Here is a 23,177-nt window from a genome sequence, read left to right on the forward strand (position 1 = left end):
AAAATAACAGAATATTTTAAAAACTGATTATTTTATCTTAAAAAACACTTTTAAAATGAATATTTATAAGTTTGGAAATTTTCAGATAATTATAATCAAAAAAAAGGACCGTCTTAAGACAGTCCTTTTTTTTGATTATAATTATTTATATCAATCGATATTTTTTACCAGTATCCAGCCGGTATATTTAATTGGTGTCTTTTTATTATTGGGTTCGTTCCAGCTGATATCAAACCAATAACTACCTGTAGGTACTTTTCTGCCTACCATTGTTCCGTCCCATTTATAGCTGTTTGCCTTATTTCCTTCATGAATTTTACTTCCGTAACGATCAAAAATACTGAATTTAAAATCCGGTTTGTAAGCCAGTGCCGAATAATCAAGAATATCATTTATCCCATCTCCGTTAGGTGTAATGACATTTACTAAATTCGGAATGGTAACTTCTGTGGAAATAGGTGTACATCCGTAATCGTCTTTTACATAAAAAACCATACCACCTCTCGGTATATTTGTGAATACATTAGAATCCTGCCAATTGATATTATCGTTTGAATACCTGTAAGGAGCAGTTCCTCCGATAACGTTAATGGTAACCGTATTAGTTGATACTTCGATATTTGAAATAACCGGCTGTTCGGACGCGTATACTTTTACATTTTGTCTTGTCACACATTCTCCGGTCTTCAGATCTACCCAATAGCTACCCACTGTCACATTGTTGATCGATTGGGTGGTTGCTCCGGTGCTCCATTGATATCCGTCAAATCCTGGCCCAGCATCCAGTGTTGTAGTTTTTTCTATGCAGATAATTTTATCTTTAAGTATATCTGAATGTGCAGGCGGAAGTACAACAAGCGTTATTTTCGCTATTTTGAAACATAAACTTGTAATACTAACTTTTACGAAGACAACACCGTTTGGAGCAATATATGCAGAAGGATTCATGATTTCATTGGTTCCGTTCTGTGCATCCGTATCAGACGGGTAATATTTTTTTGTAACTCCTTGGCTTGAAGTTACAGGAGCTGTCGTAAGGTTGAATGAAGCCGTTGAAGGATTGGAGATTATTGAACATGATCTTAAAATAACATCGTTTACCGTTGGACTAGAAGAAACTGTTAGATTTAAAATAACTTCTTCACAATCTGGAAATTCAGGATCATTGCCACAGAACTTGTAAACAATGGTGTCATTTCCTAAAAAACCGGGATTTGGTGTATAAACAATCATGCCATTCTGATTGATAATTGCCGTTCCGTTTGCGGGAGGCGTTACTATCATAAGTGTGTTGGCTGCATATGCTTGTGTAGAATTGGTTAGCTCAGGCATAATAATATGATCCGCTTCACACATAATTAAACTTTTAGTAGTTTGCTTAACGCACTTGTACACTTTATATACAGGGGTGATAACCGGATTGCATGTTCCCACTGAAACCTTAACCGTATATTTTCCTGCGACTGTAGGCGTATAGCAGTTAGAATTTGCGCCTGCAATCGGATTTCCGTTCAGGAACCATTGATAAGTATCGTAGCTATCTGCAACTTCAAGGACGAGGCCGGGCACACATTCTCCTGACTTTTTTGTAATTACAGGTATGGAAGAAAATCCTGCAAAATATCCCCCGTATCCTGCTGTGCCATATCCTCCGTTGACTCCGGCTGTAACTGCTTTTGTTGAGGTAACGGTAATGTTTCCTGTAACTCCTGTGATAGCATACGTTACCCATTGGGAATTTCCGGTAAGGGGATAAGGTCCCTGCGCGGCAGTAGGCGTAACACCGTTTACGGTAACAGTTGCGCCTGCTTCCGTCAAAATATTAAGCTTTAAAGTTATTGGTGATGTAATATTGGGCATAAGGTTAATGTTGCCAATCTCGTCAATTTTTCTTGGAAGAAAGCAATTTAAAGGTGGAATATAATTGTATCCTCCGGTATAGCTGCCTGAACCTGATCCTACAAGTTGATATAAGTAAACACTTTTAGAGGTTTTTACATACATGTTAAAATGTCCTCCTCCCTGATTTTTATATTGATTGGCAAGAATCCTATAATATTCCCCTTCATTAATAGTAGCAACTGGGGTTGTGGAATCATTCAAATAAATATCGGTACCATTTTGTGTTGCAATGATAATACCTCCTTCCATGTTATAGGGGCTTGTTGAGATACTTTTTACCATGGCAAATTCATTCCCAAGGCGTTCGATAGGGACTGATTGATCCATAATAAGATCCGAACCATCTACTGGTCCTGTAGCATAAAAGCCATTAGAATTTCCGTTAGTTACGGAAATGGGTTTTGTAGCTTGTATTTTTGCTCCGATAAAACCTTCTTTATTTGCCACAATGCTTGCGTTTCCAGTAAGAATATATGACTGTCCTTTGTTTAGTGTCACACTAAGAACAAGAGGGGTAGGGGTAGGAATATTTTTAAACTTTACACCAGAATCGTATCCAGATACAGTCACAGTTGTATCGTCTTCAGTTGCCATAATACCTGTAGTAAAATTATACATGGAGCCCGAAGCTTTAATAGGGGCTGCGGCTGAAAAAAAATGAGTTCCAATCCCTGCCTTGCCTTTGGAAGTTATTATTTCGCCATGGGTAGTCAATGCTATTCTTAAAGATACAAAATAGGAGTGTTCTCCTTTTGTATAGATTCCCATATTGTTAGGAATCCCGGCAACGGAAGGGTTAGATGTTCTTATAAAGTTAGTATTCAGGTTGAATATCTTTGGGTTACCCTTGCTAATCATCACAGTACCAATAATTGCATTATTGTTATAAATCTTTACTTCAAAAGGAATCACACAATCTGTTGAAAAATATAACGCGTGGTTATAATTAGAATTTGTCGTATCAAAATATGGTGCAAACCAATGCTCCGTATCTTTTTGTGCGAACATATTATTAATTCCAAAGAGCAATAATAAAAAGACAAATAAACTTTTTTTCATAACTGTTAAATTAAGATTAATGCAAAAATAAAACATTATTTTAATATAATATACATTTTAAACACAAAAAAGATATATAATTGATACCACAATAGTTATATAATTGTTAAATTTGTTATCGTGATTGTTTGATAATAAATAGTACTACATTAAAGTCATTAATATTTTTGTATATTGCGAAATTTTTTGAAAACAAATGGAATTGTTCCCCGTGAATTAGCCATAGTTCTAAATAAAAAGGCTGTCTCACGGACAGCCTTTAATATGCATATTTAGTATTTATCAGTCTATATTTTTTACTAATATCCAACCTGTATATTTAATTGCAGTTTTTTCTTTATTAGGTTCATTCCAATTAATATGATACCAGTATGTTCCGGTTATTAATTTTTTATCATAATGCTTTCCGTCCCATTTGTAATTATTGAATTTATCGCCCGTAAAAATCTTATTTCCGTATCTGTTGTAAACTACAAACGAAAGATTGTCTTTGTAAGAAAGTTCACTATAATCGATAAAATCATTTTTATTATCACCGTTAGGTGTAATCGCATTAATAAGATTAGGTACTGTGATCTCAACAGAAATAGGTGTACAGTTGTATGCGTCTTTTACGTAGAAAACATGCTGTCCTCTTGTAAGTCCGGTAAATACATTAGAATCCTGCCAGTTGGTAGGCGAATCCACAGCGTACTGATATGGTCCTTTACCTCCTGTTACATGAACGGTTACTGTATTATTTGATATTTCAATTTCATTAATAACCGGAGTGTCTGCTTTTTTCACGTATACCATCTGTTTTACAAAGCATCCGCTGTCTTCAAGAATTACCCAGTATTCACCTACGGAAACGCCTTCCAGTACCTGAGTTGTTGCTCCGGTATTCCATTCATAAGAAGCGTATCCCGGTCCGGCATCAAGATTGGTCCTTCCGTCGATACAAATAATTTTATCAGTAAGAACTGCAGATCTCTTCGGAGGAATAACTTTCAGATTAACCTTCGCAATAGAATAACACTGGTTGCTATTATAAACTCTCACATAGGCAGTTCCGTTTCCGGAGATATAAGTGTCTGCGTTCAGGATTTCGTTTGTTCCGTTACTTGCATCTACAAATGTAGGATAATACTTTTTCGTAACCGGATTTTCTGTTGTTACGCTGGCAATCGTAAGATCAAATTTAGCCTTCCCCTCATCAGTTTCAAGGAAACATTCACTTAAAGTTGCTTCTGTTACTACAGGCGAAGGGAAAAATGCTAATGTTATTTTGGCATTTCCAACACAACCCTCATTGGTGGTTACCTGTACATATACAAATCCTTCCGCTGAAAAATAGTTGGTTGGGTTAGTGATCAGGTTTGTTCCTGCATTAAGATCTGCCAATGTAGGGTAGAATTTCTTAGTGACAGGATTGTATAATGTTACAACAGCTGTTGTCAGATCAAAGAACCCTTTTCCGTTATATTGACATGCTTTAATGGTGGTGTCATTTAAAATGAAAGGAACAACATTTAAATTTAAAGTTACTTGTTCGCAATCAATAAACTCCGTTGCATTACCGCAGAACTGATAAACAATAGTATCCGCGCCTAAATATCCGGGATTCGGAATATAGGTAATCTGTCCTGTTGAAGGGTTCAGTGTTGCCGTTCCGTGTGCGGGATAGGTGAGAATAGTTACTGTGCTTGCCACAGGAGTCTGTGTTGTGTTGAATGAAAATGCAGGGGTAATTACTTTCGTAGCACATGCATTAAGGCTGGTTGTCGTATTTTTTATACATGAAAATACCTTGTAGATAGGAGTTGTTACCGGAGGGCAGGTTCCCATTGTTACTTTTACCGTGTAGTTTCCTGCCTGAGTCGGAGTATATACATTTTGTGTAGCGCCCGGAATTGCAACATCATTTAAAAACCACTGATAGGTCTCAAAACTGTCATCAACTTCAAGAACGATTCCCGGAACACAGTCTCCGGTTTGCTTGGCAATTACAGGAACAGAAGAAAACCCTGCAAAATATCCTCCATATCCAACAACGCCACTTCCTCCTGCAATACCTGCTGTTACTGCTTTTGTGGAATTTACCGTAATGTTACCGGACAATCCTGCAATGGAGTAGGAAACCCATGCTGTAGTTCCCTGAACTGGATATGGTCCCTGTGCTGCAGTTGGCGTAACTGGTGCTCCTGCTCCTACGGTATAGGTAACAGCAGCTCCTGCCTCTGTCAAAATGTTTAATTTGATATCGTTTGTAACGCCATTCAGGTCATTGATTAAAGCAATCTCATCAATTTTTCGTGGTAAGAAGCAGTTCAAAGGCGGAATATAATTGTATCCTAATGTGGCAATACTGGTTGCAAGGCCTGCAAGAAGCTGGTAAACATATACATTTTTAGAAGTTTTAATGTACATGTTATAATGTTCATTGCCCTGATTTATATAATTAACGTTATTGGCGGGAGTATTGGCATTGGGACCGTTTACTCTGTAAAATTGCCCCTCGTTAAGAGTTGCAACTACCGGGCCGCCGTTGATGCGTACTTCTGTATTGTTCTCCGTAGCAATGACCAGGGCATCCTCCATCTGGGCGGAAACATTACCATTTCCTTTTACCAAGACAAATTCATTTCCTAATCGTTCTACCGGAACAGATTGGTCCATAATGATATCCGAACTTCCTCCTACGGCACCCCATGCAAACTGGCCGTTAAAGTTACCATTGGTTACGGATACGGGCTTGTCGGCCTCAATTTTTGCTCCAATGAATCCGGTGGCATTTCCGGACTGGTTTCCAACTCCTTCGATAATATAAGATTGTCCTTTATTAAGGGTAAAAGACATGGATGGAGTAGTAGCTCCCGTAGTGCCGTTTGAAAACACAACACTTGGAGAATATCCTGAAACCGTAACCACAGTATTATTTTCCGTTGCAAGGATTCCTGTCGTGAAGTTGTAAATTCCTCCTCCGGAAACATCGGTTATCGGTGCAGCAGCTGCATAAAACTTTTTACCGATTCCGGCTTTCCCTTTAGAGGTGATAACTTCACCGTGACTCGGAACCGAAATTCTAAAATTAGCATAATAAGGTTTGGAACCTTTTGTATAAATACCCTTTGTAATCGGCGTGAAAACATCGGCCTGTAATGACGTAACAATATTTGAGTTTCCGGCATTTATAGGAAGATTGTATATAACTGGGCTTCCTTTAACAATATTCACAGTAGCAATTACGGTGTTGTTATTGTAAATATCCACATCAAACGGAACCGTGGAATCAGTTGAGAAATAGATGGACTGGCTGGTTGCGCCTCCGGTTAAACCTGTTTTGTTCTTCATCGGTGCAAACCAATGTTCCGTATCTCTCTGTGCAAAAAGAGTATTAACTGCAAAAAGCATTAATACGAAAGATAATAGAAATCTTTTCATATGGTATGGATTATGATTTTTACAAAAATAAACTATTATTCAATATATTGTTAAAAAAACATTAAAAAGTTGTTTTTATTCACGATTTTTAATCAAAATCCATCCGGAATACGAAACCGGTAATTTGGTGTCAGGTTCCGTCCATTTCAGTACATACCAATAAGTTCCCGTAGACAATGGCCTGCCATTTACCTTTCCGTCCCAGATATAGCTTTTATCAGAAGACTTGTAGACAGGAGCTCCATAGCGGTCTACAACTTCTATGGAAACGTTTTGTTTAATTTTAAGATCTGAGTAATTCAGGACATCATTAATTCCGTCTCCATTTGGGGTAATTGCATTGATCAGATTTAATACTAAAAATTCTTTTATCACTGGAGAACATTGGTCTGCACCCAGAACATATGCGGTATGTAAACCTCTTGATAAGCCTGTAAATACATTAGAAGTCTGATAATCAATTCCATTTAAAGAATATTGATAAGGAGGGGTTCCGCCTGAAACGGAAACTGTTGCATTATAACCTGATACTTCAATTTTAGTAATCGTTGGGGAGGGCGAAGTGGTCACATTTACCGTCTGACGGTATATGCATCCATTGAATTCGAGATCTACATAATAGCTTCCCATGCCTACGGTTACGGTTTGTGTTGTTGCGCCCGTATTCCATTTGTAAGAGGTAAAGCCGGGACCTGCATCTAAAATAACTTTTTCGCCATCACAAACAATTTGATCTTTCAGAACATCAGATTTTTTCGGAGCCTTTAAAAGTATTGTTAAAACCCCTGTGATTGGGCACTCTGTTGCGCTCGTAAATCTTATGTAAAAGACAGTTGAAGCTGCAGTAATAACCTGGGCCGGAGATATAGAGTTAGTTCCGGCCTGTGCGTTGGCCAATGTTGTGTGGAATGTTAAAGTTACACCTGCATTATTGGTAAACAGATTTTTATAGTCATTTAAATTTATACTTTCGGAGCCATTGATGTCATTGTCACAGATATCGGTGTTTGCTGAACCGGCAATTAATGTAATTCTGTTGCCTATTTTGAAATTTATCTGGCCAAAAGCAGGCGGGCAGTTTCCTGTAAGGGCATCTACACGAACATATACTGTTGTATTGGCCGTATAACTCCAGTTGGCAGGTAAATTATTGGTATTTCCAGCATTAGCATCTGTCTGCTGAAGATAATATCTTACGTTCACGACAGCAGGATTGGTGACAATTGCGGGGGTAACTGTTGTAAAATTTACATTCACAATTCCGTCGAAATTATCATCACATAACGTTGCATTAAAATTTCCCGTATTTACGGAAGGTGAAGGATTGGTAGTTAATGTGATTTGTGCAGCCTTTGTGCATCCGTATTGGGAGGTGACGCTGGCATAAACGATTCCTGCCGGGGCATTATAATTTGTAGGATTAGCTATCGGGGTGCCTGTTAATGCAGCATTGGTGAAATACTGAACCGTAGTTCCGGAATCCGGAGTGACATTTACTGAAGTAAGATCAAATGTTCCGTTTCCATTTGAATCGGTACATGAAGTTAATGAGCCGTTTGACGTTTGTAAAACATCTATATTGATAATAATTTTAAAATACTCAAAATCAGCAGGATTTCCGTTGCCTTCAGCATAGTAAATAAAGCTATCTGTGGTGTCTGCCGTAAGACCTGGATTAGGTGTATAGGTAATTTGTCCTGTTACAGGATTTACGGCTGCTGTTCCTGAAGCTGGTGCCAGAATAATACTTGTATTGACAGGTACTATCGTCTGAGTCGATGTTGTAAAAGCAGGAGAAATAGCTTTGGTATTGCACGAACCGATATTATAGGTTGTTGTCGTAATGGGTGGACACAGCGTGTAATTGTAGCCGGTAGTTAATTTTGACTCACAATTATTTTTAGTAACGAGGCAGGTGTATGTTCCTGCTCCATATAATTCAGGGTTAATAGAATATGAAGTTGCACCCGAAATCGGATTTCCGTTGAGATACCATTGATAGGCATCATAGGTATTGTCCACCTGTAAAAGAATTCCCAGGTAGCAGTCGCCGGTTTTTGAAATGACGGGAACTGATGAAAATCCGGCAAAATAACCGCCGTATCCTACAGCACCACTTCCGGCAGCAATTCCTGCTGTAACAGACTTAGTGGAATTTACAGTAATGGTTCCTGAAACACTTGGAATAGAATAAGTTACCCAGTTCGGGTTGCCATTCACAGAAACCGGGCCATAAATTGCATTGATGGCGTTTCCGTTTAAAGTGACAGTTGCACCGGTTTGGGTAATGATATTAAGCCTTGTGCTGTATGTCTGGTTTCCGATTTTATTAATAAAACCGATCTCATCAATTTTATTGGGAAGGAAACAGCTTAGCGGTGGGATAAAATTCATTCCTCCGGTAGGAAACTCGTTTCCGCCGGAAACGCCTGCCAAAAACTGATATACATAAGCATTTTTACTGGTGGAAATTCCCATATTATATATTCCGTTTCCCTGATTGATGTAATTGCTGCTCGGGATCATATAATATTGTCCTTCATTCAGGGTTACCCCTGAATTAACTCCATTTACCGTAATTTGGGTGTTGTTTTCTGTGGCAATTACCAGTGCCGACTCCATTGGTGAGTTTCCGGAGCCATTACCTTTTACCACTACGAAATCTTTTCCAAGCCTGTCTACCGGTACTGCCTGATCCATCAGGATATCATTGTTTGTGAGGCCGTTCGCCGGATAATGCATTCCGTTAAAATTTCCATTTGTCACGGAAATTGGTTTTGTGGCTACTATTTTTGCACCGATCAGTCCGTCAAGATTAAACGGGCTGTCAGCGGCGAGTACGTCCATAATATAGGATTGTCCCTTATTTAGGGTGAAAGTCTTTGTGGGTGTGGAAGAACCATCTGAAAAAATAACGTTTGGATTGTATCCGGAAATCACTACTGATGTGTTATCTTCAGTAGCTGTTACGCCTATCATTGAATTAATGATTGGAACACTTATATTAGGAGAATTGCTGTTGTTCGGAGCCATTCCTGCATAAAAAGTGGTTCCCAGCCCGGCCAGTCCTTTGGATGTGATAATTTCTGCGTGATTCTGAAGAGAAAACCTGTAATTCGCAAAAAACTTTTTAGGTCCTTTCACATACATTCCCATAGAATTAGGAACGAAAAGATCCTGCTGATTAGTAGTGATGAGGAAAGAATCCGGAATTGTTACTTCCGCAGGATTACCTTTGCTTACCTGTACAGTTGTATATAATGCATTGTTATTGAAAATCTGAACATTAAAGGGAGTTGTCTCATTGGTTGAGAGATATAGGTAACCTTGTAAGCTACTGTTTCCGACTTTTGACGCCATAGGTGCAAACCAGTGGTCTGTATCAAGCTGTGCATTACATAATAAACAAAAAAAAGTACAAATGGTTAGTAGAAGTTTTTTCATGTTTGTCAATAAGGGATGCAAATGTAAGTATTAAAAATCAATTATTTATATAAATTTAACAGATATAATGTATTGAATATAAGATTACTGAATATTTAATATATTTTTAATGTATCAATAGATCTTATAATTGATAAATAAAAAATCCCGGTGACCAGCACCGGGATTATATTTTAAATCAGGAAAGGAATTATAAGCTTACTCTTACAAATCCTGTTACTTTAAGATCTGAATTTACAGATTTTACGTAATCAGCAACAGTGATGCTTCCGTCTTTAATGAAAGATTGGTGCACCAACGTGTTGTCTTTGTAGAATCTCTGCATTTTACCTTTAAGGATGTTTTCGATAATGTTTTCCGGTTTTCCTTCTTTAATAAGAAGTTCTCTTTCGATTTCCAGTTCTTTATCGATAGTTGCCTGAGAAACAGTAGTTTCGTCAAGAGCGATAGGGTTCATAGCAGCAACCTGCATAGAAACTGCTTTAGCAGCTTCAGCAGCTCCCTCTACATTAGCAGAAAGTGAAGTGATCGCAGCGATTTTGTTTCCAGCGTGGATATAAGCTCCTAAGAAAGGTCCTTCAATTCTTTCGAATGCACCGATCTCAATTTTTTCACCGATTACACCGGTCTGTTCAACTAATTTTTCAGCAACAGTGATTCCGTGGAAATCTGTAGCTAAAAGTTCTTCTTTTGTAGCAGCAAAGATCGCCATTTCAGCTAGTTCGTAAGCCAGTTCAATGAAAGCTTCGTTTTTACCAACAAAGTCGGTTTCGCAGTTTAATGAAATAACAGCTCCCAGAGTGTTGTCTTCATTTACTCTTGCGATTACTGCTCCTTCAGTAGATTCTCTGTCTGCTCTGTTTGCAGCCACTTTTTGTCCTTTTTTTCTAAGGATATCTACCGCTTTTTCGAAATCTCCTTCAGCTTCTACTAAAGCTTTTTTGCAGTCCATCATACCTGCACCTGTTTGGTTTCTCAATTTTGCTACGTCTGCAGCAGCTGGTGTATAAGACATAATATCTATTATTTTTTTATTTAAGATTCGTATTAATTTTTAGCTTACTTTTAAAGCTGCGCAAAGATAATGATTTTAATGATAAACTAAAAAATGACTTTTTGCGTTATTTATATTATTTAATAAAATTTTAAATGTCTCTTTAATGAAAAAAATATTTCTCCTCATATTTTTATGCATATTTACCCTTGGTTTTTCACAGAAAAAGAAAAAGTCAAAATCGAAAGCTATTGTAGAAAAGGAAACAGTTATCATCTATACTGAAAGCGATGCGGAAAGTACTGCAGAAGCCAGAGTTGTTGCAGGGTTCCTGAAACAGAATCCGGGACATGCCAAAACGGATTATTTCAAAAGAAAACTTATGCAGATCGTGATGGCAAACAATTCTCCGGAGGCTAAACCAACGATAAAAACGTTGAGTGAAGATAAGATCAAGCAGATGGTGATTGATAACAATAATCTCAACAAAGGGAAAGTTATAGCTGCTAATACGGGTATAGCAACTCCTGAAAGAACGGTTAGCTATGCCAGTGTTACGGGCGCTGCCAGCAAAAAATCAGGAGCAAGTGAGCAGCACAAAAAAACGGCAGCAATGCTTACCCATATGTTTAATAATGATCCCATGGATAAAGAAGCATACATTAACATCAAGAATAGATCGAAGTGCAATCTTATCGTAAAAATCAATGGAAAAAAATATTACAATCTTGATGTTCCGGCAAACGGACAAAATTTTCTGCTGGTTGAAAAAGGAGAATACATTCTTACAACAATGGTTTGTGATGCCAAATATTCATCTTTAAAAAAGATCAATAAAGATATTGAGATTGAATTAAATCTGAGGGAATGACAGAACTAAGACTGAAAAATAAATTGGCTAAGAATTAATTTCTTAGCCAATTTTTTAATGTTATCCTTTAAATTGCCCCATGGCAATAAATTTATCCTGTCTCTGGGTTTCAAGTTCCTGTCCTGTGAATTTTGAGAAGGCTTTGATATTCTGTAAAATAGAAGTCTTCAGATTCTGAAATGCGCCCGCCGGATCATAATGTGCTCCTCCAAGAGGTTCTTCAATGATACCGTCGATGAATTTCTCTCTTAAAGCATCTTTCGGGGTAAGGTTCAAAGCATTCGCTGCATCTTCCTTGTGGTCCCAGTTTCTCCAAAGAATGGATGAGCAGCTTTCCGGAGCGATTACGGTGTACCATGTATTTTCCAGCATGTATACTTTATTTCCTACACCAATACCTAATGCTCCACCGCTTGCTCCTTCACCGATAATGTACGTAAAGATGGGTGTTTTAAGCTGAACCATTTCAAAAATATTTCTGGCAATGGCTTCACCCTGGCCTCTTTCTTCAGCTTCCAGTCCGGGATAAGCTCCCGGCGTATCTACCAAAGTTACTACCGGAATCTGAAACTTTTCAGCAAGCTTCATCAATCGAAGCGCTTTTCTGTATCCTTCAGGATTCGGCATTCCGAACCTTCTGTGTTGTCTTTCTTTTGTAGTTCTTCCTTTCTGAGTACCGATCACCATCACTTTCTGTCCGTCCAGGGTAAGCAAGCCACCTACCATTGCCGGGTCATCAGCGAAATTTCTGTCTCCGTGAAGCTCAAGGAAGCTGCCTTTATCCGCCATTCCATTGATATAATCCAATGCGTAAGGACGATCCGGGTGACGGGACAGTTGTACTCTCTGCCAAGGCGTAAGATTGCTGTAGATTTCTTTTTTCTTTTCTAAAATCTTATCCTCGATTTGGCTACATGCTAATTTTACATCAACACCACTTTCTTCTCCTACTAAAGAACAAGTCTGAAGTTGATCCATGAGTTCTTTTATAGGAAGTTCGAAACTTAAATATTCCATTTCTTGAAGTAAATTAAATCTTTCAAATTTATGAAAAATTATATGAATCTATTTAAAATTATTAATTGCATTGTTTATTCTGGAGGTAGTTTCCTCTTTTCCAAGAAGTTCCATGATATCCGGAACGTCCGGTCCTTTCAGTTCTCCCACTAAAGACAAACGTAAAGGCATCATTACTTTACCCATTCCCAGGCCTTTATTTTCCGCGAAATCATGCACGGCATTCTTCAGGCTTTCGGCATTGAATTCCGTGTTCTCCAGATGGGAAGCCAATTCTCCCAAAATAGCCGAAGTTTGATCATTCCACGCTTTTTTGGATGCTTTTTCATCATAAGAAACAGGTGCCTCGAAGAAGAATTTTCCTTTTTCATTGTCAAGAGTAAGGTCTTTTATAAAGGTTAACCTTTCCTTCATTAATGAAATTACTTTCAGTAATTTTTCATCCGAAAGCGTTGTGTCAAAGTCTGAATTTTTTAAAATTTCGAGTAATTCCTGATCAGATTTTTGCTGAATATACTGATGGTTGAACCATTCTGCTTTTTCTTTACTGAATCTGGCCCCGGCTTTATGAACTTTATTTAAATCAAATTCTTTTGCCATTTCGTCCAGAGATAAAATTTCCTTATCATTTGCAGGAGACCAACCCAATAAGGCAACCATATTGATGAATGCTTCCGGAAGATATCCGCTTTCTCTGTATCCTTTGGAAACGTTTCCTGTTGCAGGATCCGTAAAATTCAAAGGGAATACCGGGAACCCGAATTTATCGCCGTCTCTTTTGCTGAGCTTGCCTTTTCCTTCAGGCTTTAAAATCAATGAAAGATGCGCAAACTGAGGCGCTTCCCAACCCATTGCCTCATATAATAAAGTATGCAGGCCTAAAGAGGGCAGCCATTCCTCACCACGGATAACATGGGAGATTTCCATTTCATGGTCATCGATAATATTGGCAAAATGGTAGGTTGGCATTCCGTCATTTTTTACCAGAACTTTATCATCCAACGTATTGGTATTTACGGAGAACTTTCCACGGATAATGTCTTCAAGGTTAAGCGTTCTGTCCACCGGCATTTTGAATCGTACCACATACGGAGTTTTTTCGTCAAGCAGCTTCTGTACTTGTTCATCAGAAAGAACCAGGCTGTTTCTTAATTGGTTTCTTGTTCTGTTGTCATAAGAGAAAACCTCACCTCTCGCTTCATATTCTGCACGGATGGCATCCAGTTCTTCCGCAGTATCAAAAGCGATATAAGCATAATCTGTTTTCAGGATCTGCTCGGTATATTTATCATAAATAGGTCTTCTTTCAGATTGTCTGTATGGAGCAAATTTTCCTCCTTTTTTAGGGCTTTCATCGGCAATGATCCCGCACCATTCCAAGGCTTCTTCGATATATTCTTCTGCACCTTCAACGTATCTGGCGGTATCGGTATCTTCAATTCTCAACACAAATTCACCACCCTGGTTTTTAGCAAAAAGATAATCATATAATGCGGTTCTTACGCCCCCTAAGTGCAAAGGTCCCGTAGGACTAGGAGCAAAACGGACTCTTACTTTCTCCATTGTAAATAAAATTTTTGGTGCAAATTTAGTTAAAATTATAAAGGTAAAAATTTCTAAATTTCTTTTGTTTTAAGTTTTATTCATCTTTAAGGCTTTTTTCATTATGTATAAAATTTTCAGATTATAATGATTTGGAATTGAAAATATTATGCAATTTTTTCACTATCTATGATAAGAATCATAAACTTTGCTTTTTATCACCAATTAATGATTTTTATATTTGTGGTACATTAAAATTATACTATGAAAAGACAATTTGCGCTTTTTTTAAGTGCTTTACCTCTGGTCTTTATGACCTCATGTTCAGTTGAAGAACTGGATAATAATTCCAATATAGAAAGCTCTAAGGCCTCAAGAGAAAACATTTCAGCAGCGAAATACTCTGGTGATGGCATTTATGATGTTTTAGGACATGGCTATAATGCTGCCGGGGAATATGCTAATGCTACATCGGCAGGGTCTAAAGTTATTGATGTTGAAAAGCTTGAAGCGGAAGAAAATAGAGTAGATGAAAATATGATCTCTTCTCAAGAATATAAGGAAGAGTATGGTGAGAATGCAGAAAGTTATTCTAAAATGATTTCAACAAAAGTAGATATTACTGCAGGATTTTCGTTGTTTAAAAAAAGTATTTCCGTAGGTTTTAATTCCGCAGTAACTACAAACAATAAATTCGATGCAAAATATATTTATGGGAGCTATAATCTAACTATTATACGCAAAAGAGTAAATTTCAATGCAACTACCGATAAGCTTAGTAATTATCTCACATCTCAATTCACTGAAGATTTACAAACAAAAACGCCTCAGCAGATTGTACAGGATTATGGTACTCATGTCATGACCGATATTTATACCGGAGCTAAAATGGATATTATGTTCCAATCTGAAACGACTAACGAAAATCGTGAACGTGCTGCGAGAATCGGAGTTAAAGTTGGTATGGATAAAGTTTTTGATGTAAATGTTACCAATGATGTAAATACATCAGAATCTTATAAGAATTACTCTAGCAAATTATGGTATAGAACGAGAGGAGGAGACCCTTCAAAAGGTTTAATTGGCGAAATTAATCTAGAACAGCCGACTACAAAAATTAATATTTCTAACTGGCAGAGCAGCTCAACTGTAAACAATTCTGTTTTGGTTGATTTTGGGCAAAATGGCCTAATATTCATCTATGATTTGGTAAAAGATCCTGCTAAGAAGGCTGCGTTAAAAGCTTATGTAGATCAATATTTGATTGATAATAAAGTGTTTTTAGATTATATACCGGTACCTGTTTATGGTTTTTATAGTGCAGCAGATGGAGACCACTATCTTTCTACTTCTGCAGGAACGCCTTATAATTATCAGGCAGAAGGTGAACAATTTAAAGTATATAGCTATAAGGCACCAAATACTGTCCCTATTTATCAGTTCTATAGTGCAAGTGATAGAGATCATTATTATTCAACTTCATCTGGTACACCGTGGAATTATACATATGAGAAAATTGCATTTTACGCAACAATGGATAGCTCTAAAAAGCCTATATATCAATTCTATAATGGAGGAACCAGAGATCATTACTACAGCACTTGGAGTGGGACACCTAATGGATATGTAGCGGAAGGTATACCTTTTTATGCATACTAGATTACAACCATGAAAAATTATTAAATTGTATAATCAATAAAAAAATCGTAATAAAATAGGGGGACTGTAATATAAACAGTCTCCCTATTTATTACAGATGAAAAAGATTATGTAATTTTGGCTTTAAGAGCGTAAAATATTTAAATTTGTAACAAAAAATTATGTTAGAAATAGGGGAGAGACCTTGGGGGAAGTATTATGTTTTGGCAGATGAACCGAATTATAAACTAAAGCGAATTGAAGTAAACCCGGGACAAAAATTATCGTATCAGTACCATCATAAAAGACAGGAGCAGTGGACCATTATCGATGGTGATGCTACGGTAGTTCTGGATGATAAAGAGATCAGTTTAAAATACGGAGAAAGTATTTTCATCCCTCTTGGTGCAAAACACAGAATGATGAATCTGTCTGATAAGCCTGTTGTATTTATTGAAGTGCAGACCGGGACTTATTTCGGGGAAGATGATATTGTGAGGATTGAGGATGAATATGATAGAAATTAATTCTTAATACGGGTAATATTGCTCCAATTTTTAATGGTATCATTAATTTCTATATTTAAATTATAGTTTTGTATGACAAATTCAGAAGCTAATTTGCCTTTTGCTAAAATTTCTTCAGAATTCCTTTCATACTTTTCTATACACTCTTCAATTCTTTCAACAAATTGTATGATATTTCCATCCTCTACCTGTGAAGAAAATTCCGGTTTAAAATATTCTTTTCCACCCTGACCTGTATAGCCAATAACATAACATCCACAGGACATGGCTTCCACCGGGGGAAGACCAAAACCTTCTTTATGATTAAAGCTAAGAAAAATCATACTGTTTTTCATAATATCGGCTACCTCTGCTTCGGACTTATTTTCAATTGGCACAAGCGCCCAATCCTTTAGATTATTTCTTTGTTTTAAGATATTAATTACCTGCATTACATCGTCTCCAAGCTTCCTAGGCATAAAAGAAATTTGCTTTTCTTTATTTTTAGAATACCTGAATATCTTATCATCAATTCCTAATCTCATCGTTAAGACTTTGGTGTCTTTAAATGCATATTTAATATATCTTTCTGCATCCTTGGAAGCGACAATGGTAGCAAGGGTTTTAGGATGATTATATGGAGTCGTTTTATAGCTTTCACGAATGGAAAAATATTGAAAAGTATAATAGCAATTTTGATTAAAAATAACTTTAAAAATTTCAGGTTCAATTTTATGAATATCCGGCCCGTAAATCTCAGGAAAAACTAATATAGAATCTGCTTCAATCTTTTTACTTTGAGCTTTTAAGAATTTTAAAATAATATTTCTGAAAAAGTTTATCTTTTTTTGCTTGTAGAGATATTTTAATTGTTTAAATATCAGTGGGCTGTAGCTTGCCGGAACATCAGAATTAAACCAATTTTCTTTTTTTCTCTTTTTCTTAAGAAGCAAATATGCTTCAAATCCATTTTTATTCAAAGTTTCTACTTGCCGGTATATTTGCTTTACTCCACCACTGGCGAAATTGTTGCTGGGGCAAATGAAATAGATCTTAGTTTTCATCTATCAATAATGTTTTTTATCCAGTTCTTAATATAGTATTTTTCTTTTATCCACTCTTCTGGTTGCTGATATTCGCTATTTATAAAACTTTCAGGAATTGAAAAATTTCTAATATCATTTATAACTAATATATTGTTAGGATCATAAAAATCATAATTCACAATATCCTTGTTTGTTGTAATGATCTTTTTATTTAGGCCGATTGCTTCATAAGGTCTAAATGAAAGCCCTCTCTGATGTGGATGTGCAAGGTCAAGAATAATTTTGCAGTCAAGATAATATTTATAAGATTCTGAAAATGGAATAATTTTATGGATTACCTCAATTGAAGCAGGCATTTCTTCTTTAATAGGAATAGATTTATAAGTGAAAATTCGAGCTTTTGCTGAAATGTTCTTTTTGTCGAAGTAATTAAATAGGATGACTGTTTCTCTAATTCTTTTATCATATGTTGCAAGATAGCCAATGTCATATTTTATTTCTTTTTTCTCACATTTAGCAAAATAGAAGTTGGTAATATAATTCAGATTGTAATTCGTACAGTCTTCAGAATCAAAGCTGTAGCATTTATCAAATTTGCCAATATACTCTTTTTGTGCAGGTATTTTTTGAATGCTGTCCCAAAAAAGTACTATTGATTTTTTACTTTTCTGAAATGCCGAGCTTAAATCCCTTTCAGATAAAACATCAGGTCTGTTCACTAATACAATATCGTATTCCTGGCTATTAATTATTCTTTGAATATGCTCTCCTCGTTTTATGTTTTTAAGATTTTTCTTAAAAAAAACTTTTAAAAAAAAATTATATAACCTTTCTAAATTATTTCTATATTGATAAGGAAGTGTAGAGTTAATATGTGTTACTTCGCAATTGCTATATTTTTTCAGGCCATTAAAAACAACTTCATTAAATCCATAGTATCCCGGAGCAATAAACAAGAGTTTTTTTTTCATAGTTAATTATATCTCAAATACCTTTTTTATCCAATAATTTAAAGTATAGCTGTAATAAATCTCTTCCGGAACTTTTTCATAAGGTGTCTCAAAAAAGGATTTTTCCAGATTACTGCATGTTTCGTTTAAAACCAGAATATTCTGAGGGTTATAAAAATCATACCTTTTGATCAGTTCATTATCCGTAATAATTTTCTTTTCTAAAGCCATCGCTTCAAATACCCTGAAACTCAGTCCATATTGATTTTCACGGGTGAGATCAAGCAAAGCTCGCGAATTTTTATAATATCTGGGAAGTTTTTTATGACTTATTTTTTTTATGCTGAAAATAATGTGCAAATTTTCCGGAATTTTAATAAATGCATTCTTCAGCTGATGTTTCCAGCCTTTCTTTCCAATGACAATTATCTTAAATTTTGATTTCAGCTGCAACAATCTTCTGGTAAGTAATTTAATAAACTCTACTCTTTTATTATCATAAGAAGTGATGTAAAAAAGATCCATTTCAGGATTTTGTTTTTCTTCGGAACAAAACGGAAGGTAAATATAATTGGTGAGTTTTTCAAAACCGTATTTTTCTACATCAGCAATATCAAATGAAAAAATTTTATCGAAAAGATCAAGTTTTTCTTTATCAACAACTACGCGGTCCAGGCTGTCATAAAGATAGGTAATAAGGCGGCTGGTATATTTTCTGATTTCCTGAAGAGTAGACAGATCAAAAGTATCCGGATTCATTACAAGGATCTGGTCCTGGTGTCCCAGCTGCTGGAGAGAATCGGTAACAAACCGCTGTCTTTTTTCTGTTTTAAGATTTTTATTGAGGAAAATTTTACTTACGGCATTTTTTGCCCTTTCACTAAAATTAGAATGGGTTACATCTGCAATTTTAATGTGATGGGCATCTATATTTTTAGAACGTAAAGCATCAACTATATAGTGGTCATATCCCCAGAAATCGAAACTAATTACACAGATTTTCATTCAGTCAGTTTGCTCCTTTTTTAATGATTCATAAGTTTCAAAAACACTTAAGGACTGTAGATAGGAAAGCTGATAGCCTTCTTTTCCGTCAAGAATACCTAAACGCAAAATGTATGCCTTAAAAAATTTAAAAGCTGTTTTTGAATACTGCGCTGCAAGACTGTATTTTTTTCCTTTGGCTGCCAACTCCTGTCCTTTTAGAAGTCCGTAATGAATCATTTTTGATTTATAGGACTCATAATCATTAACGGAAAAATGGAGAAGCTTATTTTTCAGTACTCCAATTGTTCCATTTACATGAAGCGTTTCGTGAACTTTTTTCCCACTGATATATCGGGCTTTAGATTTTCTGAAAAGCCTGAAATTCTTGTCTGTCTGTGTTCCTGAATAATGGATGGGCTTGCCTGCAAAATAGAATTTTCTGTAAAAATAGTAAGCATCCTTCTGCACCGGTTTTTTTAACTCATTCAAAATTTCCTTTTTTAAAGGCGCGGTGATTCTCTCATCTCCGTCCAGAAACAATACCCAGTCATTTTTTGCGGCATCCAAAGCAAAATTTCTTTGCTTGGTAAAATCCTCAAACGCATTTTGAATTATCTTTACTTTAGAAAATTGCTGTGCGATTTCTACCGTTTTGTCCGTACTGAAAGAATCTACTACAATAATTTCATCACAGAAATCAAAGCACTCCAGCACATCCTTAATGTTTTTTTCTTCGTTATACGTTATGATCAAACCGCTTACATTCGTCATAAGCTCTTCTGCCATCCAAATTATTTTATCTAAAATTAATTCAAAGATAAGTTTTAATTTGAAATGTATCGGTGTATCTTATTATTTATATCGATTATCCATCTATTTCTACTGAAATGAAAGGATGGTTTTTTCGATAATGCTCACGCAATCTAAAAGCTGTTCTTCAGTAATAACCAAAGGTGGTGCAAGCCTGATGATATTTCCGTGGGTTGGTTTGGCGAGAAGTCCGTTTTCTTTTAATTGTAAACAGATATTCCATGCTGTAGAGCTTTCCGGTGTATCGTTGATTAAAATAGCATTCAGTAATCCTTTTCCTCTTACTTTAGTAATAAGACCTGTTTTTTCTATTACTTTTTCAATCTCGGAACGGAATAATTTCCCCAACTCTTCAGCTCTCTCAGAAAGTTTTTCTTCCTGTACAACATCCAATGCTGCCACTGCCACTGCACAGGCAATAGGGTTTCCTCCAAAGGTGGAACCATGCTGGCCGGGCCTGATGACATTCATGATTTCATTATTAGCCAATACCGCTGAAACAGGATACATTCCGCCTGAAAGAGCTTTACCTAAAATAAGAATGTCTGGCTGAACATCTTCATGATGGCATGCTATTAACTTCCCGGTTCTTGCAATTCCCGTCTGAACTTCATCTGCAATAAAGAGAACATTGTATTTTTTACATAATTCGGAAGCTCCTTTTAGAAAACCGCTGTCCGGAACATACACCCCCGCTTCTCCCTGAATCGGTTCTACCAGGAAAGCGGCAATAGTGTCTGATTCTTTGCTAAGAATTTCTTCTAATACAGAAAGATCATTATACGGAATTTTAATAAATCCCGGTGTAAAAGGACCATAATTCTGATTGGCATCCGGATCATTTGAAAAAGAAACTATAGTTGTGGTTCTTCCGTGAAAATTGTTTTCACATACAATGATTTTTGCTGCATTTTCAGAAATTCCTTTGATTTCATAGCTCCATTTTCTGGCTAATTTTACCGCCGTTTCCACAGCTTCAGCCCCGGAATTCATGGGTAGTACTTTGTCAAAACCAAAAAGATCAGTAATCTTCTGTTCATATTCTCCCAATCTGGAATTATAGAAGGCTCTGGACGTTAAAGCCAGTTTTCTGGCCTGTTCTACTAAAGCTTCTACAATTTTAGGGTGCGAATGTCCTTGATTAACAGCAGAATAAGCGGAGAGGAAATCATAATATTTTTTGCCTTCCACATCCCATACAAAAACACCTTCTCCTTTGTCCAATACAACGGGAAGAGGGTGGTAGTTGTGAGCACCGTGCTTATCTTCAAGGTCAATAAAATACTGTGAATCTTTTACAATTTCTGCTGTTGACATATATTTGATTTTGCGCAAATGTAAACAATATAAATGATATTGCTAAACAGAATTGTCATGCTGATAAAGTGCTTAATTTAAGAGCTTTTAATTATATTGTAAAAGTGAATTAGAAATATTTGTCCTGTAAAGAATCTGTTATAGGTATTCTATCTTTAAAAATGAGGGATTTTAATATTTGTTAATTTGAAAGGTTACGGTGTTAACTTTGTCAAAGTTACAAACTTTGACAAAGTTTTTTTATGCAGCATAAAAAAACCGCCTCAGAAAGGCGGTTACAAATTATATACAAATCAATTAATGATTGTCGTATTTTTTATCCATCACAAAATCCTCCATGAATTTTGTAGTATAATTTCCTGAAAGATAATCCTCATTATCCATCAGCTGTCTGTGGAAAGGAATAGTGGTTTTTACTCCTTCAATATAGAATTCTTCCAGAGCTCTTCTCATTTTGGCAATCGCTTCCTCACGGGTCTGAGCCGTGGTGATCAGTTTTGCGATCATGGAATCATAATTGGAAGGAATGGTATATCCGGAATAAACGTGTGTGTCTACTCTTACCCCGTGCCCGCCTGGAATATTTAATCCGGTGATCTTTCCTGGAGAAGGTCTGAAATCAGCGTAAGGATCTTCCGCATTAATTCTGCATTCAATAGAATGTAATTTCGGATAATAATTAATTCCTGAAATAGGAGTTCCCGCAGCCAGAAGAATCTGTTCCCTGATGAGGTCATAATCAATTACTTGCTCAGTAATCGGGTGCTCTACTTGGATTCTTGTATTCATTTCCATGAAATAGAAATTTCTGTGTTTGTCCACAAGGAATTCAATAGTTCCCACACCTTCATAACCGATGAATTCAGCAGCTTTTACAGCAGCCTCACCCATTTTCTCACGAAGCTCGTCAGTCATAAATGGCGAAGGGGTTTCTTCAGTAAGTTTCTGGTTTCTTCTCTGAACAGAGCAGTCTCTCTCAGAAAGATGACAGGCCTTACCAAACTGGTCACCCGCAACCTGAATTTCAATATGTCTTGGCTCTTCGATCAGTTTTTCCATGTACATTCCGCCGTTTCCGAAAGCCGCAACGGCTTCCTGAATTGCAGATTCCCAGTGGTCTTTCAGATCTTCAGCTTTCCATACTGCTCTCATTCCTTTTCCTCCACCACCGGCTGTTGCTTTGATCATTACCGGATAACCGATCTCTTCAGCTGTTTTGGCGGCAATTTCATAAGATTCGATCAAGCCATCAGAACCCGGTACACAAGGTACACCAGCAGCTTTCATCGTTGCTTTGGCATTCGCTTTGTCTCCCATTTTCTCAATCTGCTCAGGAGTAGCACCGATAAATTTAATGCCGTTTTTCTGGCAGATTCTGGAGAAGTTGGCGTTCTCTGATAAGAAACCGTAACCAGGGTGAATTGCGTCTGCATTGGTAATTTCAGCAGCAGCAATAATGTTAGGGATTTTAAGATATGAGTCTTTGCTCATTGCAGGACCGATACAAACCGCTTCATCAGCAAATCTTACGTGAAGACTATCTTTGTCGGCAGTTGAATAAACTGCTACGGTTTTGATCCCCATTTCTTTACAAGTACGTAAAATACGCATTGCAATTTCGCCACGATTGGCTATTAATATTTTTTTGAACATCTTCTTTAATTTGAAAAT

15 protein-coding genes are annotated in these 23,177 nt (G+C 36.6%); 3 read left to right on the plus strand and 12 right to left on the minus strand.

The annotated features are described in order from the left end of the window. Positions 1-150: 150 nt before the first annotated feature. The 4 genes from BUA76_RS03285 to tsf form a co-directional block, all read right to left on the minus strand. Positions 151-2,961, minus strand: a complete 2,811-nt coding sequence (locus BUA76_RS03285) for a T9SS type B sorting domain-containing protein (protein ID WP_072883416.1) — start codon at positions 2,959-2,961, stop codon at positions 151-153. Between the two features lie 282 nt (positions 2,962-3,243). Then, positions 3,244-6,384 (minus strand): T9SS type B sorting domain-containing protein, encoded by a 3,141-nt coding sequence (locus BUA76_RS03290; RefSeq protein ID WP_072883417.1) that lies wholly within the window; start codon positions 6,382-6,384, stop codon positions 3,244-3,246. A 75-nt stretch (positions 6,385-6,459) separates the two neighbouring features. After that, complete coding sequence (locus tag BUA76_RS03295; RefSeq protein WP_072883418.1) at positions 6,460-9,828, minus strand: T9SS type B sorting domain-containing protein; 3,369 nt, start codon at positions 9,826-9,828, stop codon at positions 6,460-6,462. A gap of 190 nt (positions 9,829-10,018) precedes the next feature. Further along, positions 10,019-10,843: a translation elongation factor Ts gene (tsf, locus tag BUA76_RS03300; RefSeq protein WP_072883419.1), complete on the minus strand. Its 825-nt coding sequence runs from the start codon at positions 10,841-10,843 to the stop codon at positions 10,019-10,021. Positions 10,844-10,988: 145 nt separating this feature from the next. On the opposite strand from tsf, the gene BUA76_RS03305 reads away from it, so the two are divergent. After that, positions 10,989-11,693 (plus strand): DUF6759 domain-containing protein, encoded by a 705-nt coding sequence (locus tag BUA76_RS03305; protein WP_072883420.1) that lies wholly within the window; start codon positions 10,989-10,991, stop codon positions 11,691-11,693. 60 nt (positions 11,694-11,753) lie between these two features. On the opposite strand, the gene BUA76_RS03310 is transcribed toward BUA76_RS03305, so the two are convergent. Further along, on the minus strand, positions 11,754-12,710 hold the full coding sequence (locus BUA76_RS03310; RefSeq protein WP_066440757.1) for an acetyl-CoA carboxylase carboxyltransferase subunit alpha: 957 nt from the start codon (positions 12,708-12,710) through the stop codon (positions 11,754-11,756). Between the two features lie 48 nt (positions 12,711-12,758). Beyond that, complete coding sequence (gene gltX / locus BUA76_RS03315) at positions 12,759-14,273, minus strand: glutamate--tRNA ligase (RefSeq protein WP_072883421.1); 1,515 nt, start codon at positions 14,271-14,273, stop codon at positions 12,759-12,761. A gap of 243 nt (positions 14,274-14,516) precedes the next feature. Here gltX and BUA76_RS03320 point away from each other — a divergent pair, with 243 nt between their 5' ends. Further along, on the plus strand, positions 14,517-15,911 hold the full coding sequence (locus BUA76_RS03320) for an MAC/perforin domain-containing protein (protein WP_072883422.1): 1,395 nt from the start codon (positions 14,517-14,519) through the stop codon (positions 15,909-15,911). Between the two features lie 161 nt (positions 15,912-16,072). Further along, entirely contained in the window at positions 16,073-16,417 is a 345-nt protein-coding gene (locus BUA76_RS03325) for a phosphomannose isomerase type II C-terminal cupin domain (protein WP_072883423.1), read from the plus strand. Here the strand turns inward: BUA76_RS03325 and BUA76_RS03330 are convergent. The 6 genes from BUA76_RS03330 to accC all read right to left on the minus strand — a co-directional run bounded on the left by BUA76_RS03330 (position 16,414) and on the right by accC (position 23,159). Next, positions 16,414-17,460, minus strand: a complete 1,047-nt coding sequence (locus BUA76_RS03330) for a glycosyltransferase (RefSeq protein ID WP_072883424.1) — start codon at positions 17,458-17,460, stop codon at positions 16,414-16,416. The genes BUA76_RS03325 and BUA76_RS03330 overlap by 4 nt on opposite strands. After that, entirely contained in the window at positions 17,457-18,413 is a 957-nt protein-coding gene (locus BUA76_RS03335) for a WaaS/CpsH family glycosyltransferase (protein ID WP_072883425.1), read from the minus strand. Before BUA76_RS03335 ends, BUA76_RS03330 begins: the two co-directional genes overlap by 4 nt. A 6-nt stretch (positions 18,414-18,419) precedes the next feature. Further along, positions 18,420-19,397, minus strand: coding sequence for a WaaS/CpsH family glycosyltransferase (locus BUA76_RS03340; protein ID WP_072883426.1), 978 nt, complete (start codon positions 19,395-19,397; stop codon positions 18,420-18,422). Beyond that, complete coding sequence (locus tag BUA76_RS03345) at positions 19,398-20,165, minus strand: glycosyltransferase family 2 protein (RefSeq protein ID WP_072883427.1); 768 nt, start codon at positions 20,163-20,165, stop codon at positions 19,398-19,400. Positions 20,166-20,258: 93 nt separating this feature from the next. Beyond that, positions 20,259-21,506, minus strand: a complete 1,248-nt coding sequence (rocD, locus tag BUA76_RS03350; RefSeq protein WP_072883428.1) for an ornithine--oxo-acid transaminase — start codon at positions 21,504-21,506, stop codon at positions 20,259-20,261. A 297-nt stretch (positions 21,507-21,803) separates the two neighbouring features. Then, positions 21,804-23,159, minus strand: coding sequence for an acetyl-CoA carboxylase biotin carboxylase subunit (gene accC, locus BUA76_RS03355; RefSeq protein WP_072883429.1), 1,356 nt, complete (start codon positions 23,157-23,159; stop codon positions 21,804-21,806). Positions 23,160-23,177: the final 18 nt, after the last annotated feature.

The sequence above is a fragment of the Chryseobacterium takakiae genome (assembly GCF_900129385.1).
Classification (GTDB): domain Bacteria; phylum Bacteroidota; class Bacteroidia; order Flavobacteriales; family Weeksellaceae; genus Chryseobacterium; species Chryseobacterium takakiae.